The organism is Acidobacteriota bacterium, assembly GCA_030774055.1.
In the GTDB taxonomy this organism is placed as follows: Bacteria; Acidobacteriota; Terriglobia; order Terriglobales; family Acidobacteriaceae; genus JACPNR01.
Genome location: JALYLW010000155.1, coordinates 21,617 through 28,208 on the forward strand (window position 1 = coordinate 21,617; position 6,592 = coordinate 28,208).

Annotated in this window: 7 protein-coding genes; 1 reads left to right on the forward strand and 6 read right to left on the reverse strand. The window is 62.9% G+C overall.

Features of this window, described 5'->3' with window-relative positions; genetic code table 11:
• The first annotated feature begins 142 nt into the window (after positions 1 to 142).
• Entirely contained in the window at positions 143 to 1,165 is a 1,023-nt protein-coding gene (gene galT / locus M3P27_12815) for a galactose-1-phosphate uridylyltransferase (protein ID MDP9269190.1), read from the forward strand.
• A gap of 33 nt (positions 1,166 to 1,198) precedes the next feature.
• Here the strand turns inward: galT and M3P27_12820 are convergent, their stop codons facing one another.
• The 6 genes from M3P27_12820 to M3P27_12845 all read right to left on the reverse strand — a co-directional run bounded on the left by M3P27_12820 (position 1,199) and on the right by M3P27_12845 (position 6,060).
• The gene (locus M3P27_12820) at positions 1,199 to 2,209 is read right to left on the reverse strand and encodes an AI-2E family transporter (protein ID MDP9269191.1); all 1,011 of its coding nucleotides are present in this window, start codon (positions 2,207 to 2,209) and stop codon (positions 1,199 to 1,201) included.
• A gap of 63 nt (positions 2,210 to 2,272) precedes the next feature.
• Positions 2,273 to 3,025 (reverse strand): hypothetical protein, encoded by a 753-nt coding sequence (locus M3P27_12825; protein ID MDP9269192.1) that lies wholly within the window; start codon positions 3,023 to 3,025, stop codon positions 2,273 to 2,275.
• Positions 3,026 to 3,083: 58 nt separating this feature from the next.
• A complete protein-coding gene (locus tag M3P27_12830; GenBank protein MDP9269193.1) occupies positions 3,084 to 3,632 on the reverse strand; it encodes a shikimate kinase in 549 nt (182 codons plus the stop codon).
• 66 nt (positions 3,633 to 3,698) lie between these two features.
• Complete coding sequence (locus M3P27_12835) at positions 3,699 to 4,571, reverse strand: DUF4097 domain-containing protein (GenBank protein ID MDP9269194.1); 873 nt, start codon at positions 4,569 to 4,571, stop codon at positions 3,699 to 3,701.
• Between the two features lie 91 nt (positions 4,572 to 4,662).
• Entirely contained in the window at positions 4,663 to 5,304 is a 642-nt protein-coding gene (locus tag M3P27_12840) for a hypothetical protein (protein ID MDP9269195.1), read from the reverse strand.
• A gap of 147 nt (positions 5,305 to 5,451) precedes the next feature.
• Positions 5,452 to 6,060: a sigma-70 family RNA polymerase sigma factor gene (locus tag M3P27_12845; protein ID MDP9269196.1), complete on the reverse strand. Its 609-nt coding sequence runs from the start codon at positions 6,058 to 6,060 to the stop codon at positions 5,452 to 5,454.
• Positions 6,061 to 6,592: the final 532 nt, after the last annotated feature.

Consider the following 6,592-nt stretch of genomic DNA (forward strand, 5'->3'; position numbering starts at 1 on the left):
ACGGAGATGAGCAGGATTTTATCATCCTGCCGCGGTAGGTATTTTTCGCCCGCTGGCCCCGGCCCTTTTGGTATGCTCCGCAGCACGTCCGCCAGCCGTACGGCGTTTTTTCTGGCCCTATTGCCGGCACAAAGAGGCTTCCATGCCCGAGCTACGTCAGAACCGTGTCACCAAAGAGTGGGTCATCATCGCCACCGAGCGCGCCAAGCGCCCCGAACAATTGAGCGTGAAGCGCGACGTGAAACCGCTGCCGGAATATTCCGAGAACTGCCCGTTCTGCGCCGGCAACGAAGCGCAGGCGCCGCCCGAGATCATGCACATCGATTCCGACGGCAAGTGGCAGATCCGTGTCGTCCCCAACAAGTTCTCCGCGCTCGCGCGCGAAGGTCTGCCCACCCGCAAGATCGAGCGTTCCAAGCGGACGATGAATGGAGTTGGCATCCACGACGTCATCGTCGAAGGCCGCCTGCACAATACCACCACCGCGCTGCTCCCCGAAGCGCACGTGGCCAACATCCTGCGCGCGTACAAAATGCGTTACGACGATATCAGCCACGATTCGCGCATCCAGCAGGTCATCATCTTTAAGAACCACGGCGGCACCGCCGGTGCCAGCCTGGAGCATCCGCACTCCCAGCTCATCGGCATCCCCGTCATCTCGCACCAGGTGCGCGAGCGCTTCGAGCAGGCGCTGCGCCACTACGACGAATACGGCGAGTGCATCTTCTGTGAGGTGAACCACGAAGAACTGGCCGAAGGCACGCGCATCGTCATCGACAGCCCGCACTTCGTCGCCATGGAGCAGTTCGCCTCGCCCACCCCGTTCGTCACCCACATCTATCCCAAGCGGCACATGGCGAGCTTTGGCGACATCTCGGAAGAAGAGCGCGTCGACCTGGCGCGGGTGACGAAGACCCTGCTGGCCAAGCTCTACTACGGCCTGGAGAATCCCGACTACAACTACGCCATCCGCACCGCGCCGGCGGAGAACGCGGGCGTGAAGTACTACCACTGGTACATCAGCATCATCCCGCGGCTCACCAAGGTGGCCGGCTTCGAGCTTGGCTCCGGCATGTTCATCAACGTGGTGTTGCCGGAAGCGGCGGCAGAATACCTGCGCAACGTGAAGGTGCCGGAGTCGCAGCCGGCCGCGGCAGGGAAGTAGTTCAGGCGGCCGTTCGTTCAGGCTGCGGTTGGTTCAAACAGCCGCTGGCTCGTTCTCTTTCACCACGTACTCATCGATCAGCACCGCCACCAAGGCCGCGGTGGGGACGGCGATCAGCGCGCCGGCCACGCCCGCCACGGCGCCGCCCAGCGCCAGCGCGATGATCACCGCCACCGGCGGCAGATCCACGGTGGACTTCATGATCCGGGGCGTGAGGAAAGCGTTCTCCACCTGCTGGTAGATCAGATAGAACACCAGGACGCCGGCGACCTTCGTCCAACTATCGGTCGCGGCGACCAGCGCCGCGACCACCACGGTCACGATGGGACCGACGATGGGGATGATGTTCGCCAGGCCGGCCAGCACCGCCAGCGCGTAGAAATACTTCAAGCGCAGCGCGCCAAAGACGATGAAAGCCGCGACTCCGAGGATAAGCATGAGCGCGGCCTGTCCGATCAGCCACCGGCGCACCCGGCGCTGCGCGCGCCGCAGCGTGGGCTCCAGCCGTGTGCGCTGGCGGGCGGGGAACAGCGACATCGTCCAGTCGAACACGTGCTCGCCATCGATGATGAAGTAGGCCGTCATCACCAGCCAACTGAAGAACGCGAGCACGCCCCCGGCCACGCCCTTGAACAATCCCAGCATGCCGCCCACAGCGGCGGTGGCATAGCCCTGGAGCGCGGTGACGTCGAGTCGATCGGCGTAAGGGATGCGCTGCAGCCGTTCCGAGAGCTCCGCCGTCCGCGCCGGACCTTCCGCTGCCAGCGTGCGCAGGTCCTGGAAGATGGGTGGCAGCGCAAACACGAAGAACACGGTCAGCAGTAAGAGCACGCCAACAATGACGAGCAGGATGGCGAGGCCGCGGCTGGGATGCCATCGTCCCACGCGCAGCTTTTGTACCAGCTCGACCCCGGGGAAAATGACGACCGCGGCCAGCGCGGAGATATAGATGAGCAGGACGACGTCGCGGGCGAAGTACAGGAAGAGCAGAAAAAGCGCCACTCCGTAAGCGAACAGGATGTTGGAACGCTGGTCCGAAGCCAAGGACGCTCCTCGCTATCCGAAGTCACGAAGTCCTGAAGTCGCGAAACGTCAGTCGCCAGAGGCCTAGTCGCGGAGTACTTCCGTCTTGTTCGCCGGGATGGTGATGCGCAGGATCTTGTAGGAATCTGCCGGGTCTACCCAGATGTTCCACTCCAGGTCGTCGGACGTGAGCTTCAAGTGCGCGACGTCACGCTCCGCGCCCTTGTATTGCAGCTTCTCGCTGCCCGCAAAATCCACGCTGACCACGGCCACCACGTGCTGTGCCGGCACCAGCACGCCCAGCTTGCCGGGCGTGCAGCTCTGCTTGCCGTCCTTCTGGCCACAGCTCGAGCGCAGGAAGCGCCACACCAGCAGTTGCCGGTGCGCAAACACGTTGTCGTCGAGCACCATGGTGGAAGCGGAAGTCATGTATGGGATGTCCACCGGCTTCTTCACGTTCGCCATCGTGATGTGCTGCATCACGGCCTTCTCGGTCACTTCCACCGTGGTCTCCGCTTTGCCGGGGCTGAGCTCCTTCCAGACATAGCGCACCAATTCGCCGGCGGAATTCATCGTCAGCACCGAGGACTGCTCGGCTTTATTGCTGCCTCCGGTGATCTTGATCTGCGAGCTCGTGGCGTTGGTGGCGCCCAGGTCTTGGATCTTGAAGGTCTCGACGCCCACGCGCTTGCCATCCACCAAGATGCTGAAAGTGCCGGCATCCACGATTTTGCCTGCCTCTTTCGGCGGCGCCGCGGCCAGCAATGCCGGCAACAGCACTGCCTGCAATAATGATGTTGCGAGAACCACCAGGCTCACCCGGGAAATCTTCAGCACTTATCGCCTCCGCTTATCGAATCCAAGCTCTTCGAATCACCGTTCATCAAAGCACCGCTTAAATCCGCTCGCCGATCGATTCCGCGATCGCTCTCTCCACCCGCTCGGCGACCGCATCCACGTCGCCTGACCCTGCATCCACACGCACATCGATGTTGGCAGCCCGATAGAGGGGCTGCCGCGATTCATAGAGCCGGCGAAACGTCGCTTCATCTGCTGCCAGCGGCCGTGTGCCGCGAGCGGCGCGCGTGCGCTCGAACAGCAGCTCCACCGGAGCATCCAGTGCGACCAGCACGCCATCCGCAGCGCGCAGCGCCCGGACATTCTCGGCCGCGGTCAGCGTGCCTCCGCCGAGCGCGACCACCGCGTCACCATCGCCGGCATCGATGCGCGCCAGCACCTCGTGGAGCGCTTCCGACTCCAGCCGTCGAAACTCGGCTTCGCCCGCCGTGGCAAAGATCTGCGCGACCGGCTTGCCGGCGCGCTCGACCACGAACGCGTCCAGGTCATGGAACGCGCATCCACGACGGCGAGCCAGTGCCGCGCCGACACTCGTCTTGCCGGCGCCCATGAATCCAGTCAGAAAAATGGCGCGGCTCGGCGTCATTGCATTCGGACTTCGATGCAAACTTCGAATACGGATCTGGTAGCGGCCCGTCACCGCCACCGTTGCTCACTGTTTCTTGACGCGGATTTTACCACTGAAGGAACGGAGCTCCACCGACGAGCTGCCCGAGTTGGAGGTGCCCATCAGGGTGCGCTTCGAATCGGCGGGAGAGCCTCCGAGGTTCATGTGCATGGCGCTGGCTTGCAGCGGCAGATCATTCTCCACGCTGCCATTGATGGAGCGCGCCTTGAGCGCGATGGAAGCGTTCGCCGGCACCCGGACGTCGATGTTGCCGGAATTACTGGTGATGACGTAATCGCCCCCGCTGCCAAAATCGCCGTCGTAAGAAGTGTTGCCCTTGCCGGCGTTGACGTTCAGGTGCGGTCCGGTGACGGACTTCAGCGCGATGTCACCGCTCACGGTGGTGATCTCGATGTGCCCGTTGCTGATGTTCGTCAGGGTCACAGGACCAGTCACGGTGCGGACATGCACGTGGCCGTTGCCCGCATCACGGACGTCCACGTTGCCCGAGTCAGATTCGAGCTGGATGTCGGAGCGCAGCCGCTCCACGTGGATGGCGCCCGAGCCTCCGCGGATGGTGACGTCAACATCGGCGGGCACGGTGACTTCGTAATCCACGCGGCCTTCGTCGCCGGAGATGCGCTGCGTCGAGTGCGCGCGCGACTCGATGCGGTTGCCGGATTGTGCGGCGTCCACCTCGACCTTGTCGGAGTGCGTGGTGGTCACGATCAGCACCTGCCGCCCGCCACCACTCTTCACCGTGATGGGGCCATTGGCGTTCGCGATGGTCACGATGGCGCCCTGGCCCACGTTGTACTTGGATTCTTTGCGATTGTCCGCTGCCAGCGCCGCGCTAGTCAGCAGAACGACGGTCAGCAGCAAGATCAGAGCCGCGGTGTGCCGTGCTGTCTTTCCCATACATCCTCTCTTGCCCGTCTCGGGTGCGGCGCGATTCGCTATCCTGCTGCCGCTTGCGTTTCCCATGCGTCCGGTCTTCACTCGGTTGTCCCTACTCCATGGGCCCCGATGTGGCCATCGCGTACAACATCGCCTTCTGGTCGTAAGCCGAGAGCAGGTGCTCGTGCGCTGCGTCGTCGCTCGGATCCTGATCCACGCTCTTCTGCGCGTCTGCGATGTACGCGTTCACGTCTTGCATGCTCCGTTTGTAGACTTCGGCACGCTCGGGAGTATCCTGCGCGACCGCGGCGACCAGCTTCGCGTCGTTCGCGTCGGCGGCATCGCCGGAAGCCGGTGCGTTGGCATTCGTGGCTGTCGTCGAGTTTGCCGGTGATTCGGTGCCGCGGTTGTTATAGGCGATGAGCCCGATGGCGATGAGCGCGATGGCGGCGACCGCGCCCCAACGCGCGTATGTGCCCCAGCGAGCGCCTCCCCCAGCCATTACCTGGGGCTGAAATCGCCCGGCGGAAGGCCGCACCATCCCTTCGCGCTCGAGCGAGCCTTGGATGCCCAGCCAAACCCGCGGACTGGGATCATGCATCGGCACCAGCAGCTTGGCCTGCTCGGCGATGTACTTCAGGTCTTGCACCAAGTCAGAGCACACCGGACAGGTTTGTCCGTGTGCGTGCTGCTCGGCGTTGCCGGCACCATCGACGATCTCCGGCAGTGACTTCTGAAACTCTGCACAGTTCATTTGCTTTGTACTCCCCCGTTTATTCCATCTTCAAGTATTCACCGGGACCACTGCGCGGTTCTTCTCGGTTTGTTACCTTTTGTTAACGTCTCTTCGAGGGCGCCGCAGCAGAGCTGCTTTGCCCTCGCCCGCCGCGGCGGGCTCACCTTATCGCCGTGCCGCTTTCTGTTCTGCCTGGCTCAACTTGAGCAGGTCGCGAAGCTTCATGCGGGCCTTGTGCAGCTGCGACTTGCTGTTGCCGATGGAGCATCCCATCATCTCGGCGATCTCGTTGTGCTCGTAACCCTCGATATCGTGCAGCACGAAGATGATGCGATATCCCGGCGGCAGGCTTTCGATGGCCCGCTCCAGGTTCACGCGGTCGATCGACCCGGCGAGCACGTTATCGAGCGCGCCGATGTCTTTCCTCGGACCGTCTTCCTGCTGCGGCTCCAGCGTCTCTTCCAGCGAGACTTCCGGAAGTCCCTTCTTGCGCAGGTGCATCAGCACCACGTTCACGGCCAGGCGATGCAGCCAGGTCGAGAATGCCGACTCGCCGCGGAAGGTCGCGATCTTGCGATACAGCTGCAAGAAAGCCTCCTGCGTCAAGTCCTCCGCCTCGGCCGTGTTCCCGGTCATGCGCAGGCAGAGTGAGTAGACACGACGCTTGTGCAGGCCATACAAGCCTTCAAAAGCCTCCGCATCTCCCCGCTGGGCCCGTTGGATCGCCTCTGCTTCCGAAAGCCCGGGAGCTACCAGTTTTTTAGCTTGTGTCAATTCGCCTTTTCAGGCCGCTGTTGAATGAGATGCGGCCAACTAGCTGCTTCGTTGTATATCACTGCGGGAAATCCTGCGTATCTAGTGCTATAGCGGGACTTATTGGATGCTTATGAAGTTCGGGGCCGGATGGTGGGCCGCTTTACGGGGCCGCTTTACTATGATGCAGGCCGCACGGGGTTTGGGTTCCGACTGCTCGCCCGTCCATGTAAAGAGTGTAGAAGCTGCCCGTTTAGTTGCCTAGAGGGATGCGACGAGAGCATCATATGGGCCAGCCGAGTGGTGGCGGCGGGTTTTTACCGTTTCCCCGCCTCGAGCCCGTCCGGAGCGCAACGGTCGTCAGGACGGCTACACCACTCGCACTTCTTTTCGAGGGCTTCGCGGTGAAGCTGCTCTCGCCCTCGCGCTTTGCTCGCGCTGTACGGCGCTCGCTCCGCGCTCACCCTGATTTCGAGGGCTTCGCGGTGAAGCTGCTCTCGCCCTCGCGCTTTGCTCGCGCTGTACGGCGCTCGCTCCGCGCTCACCCTGATTT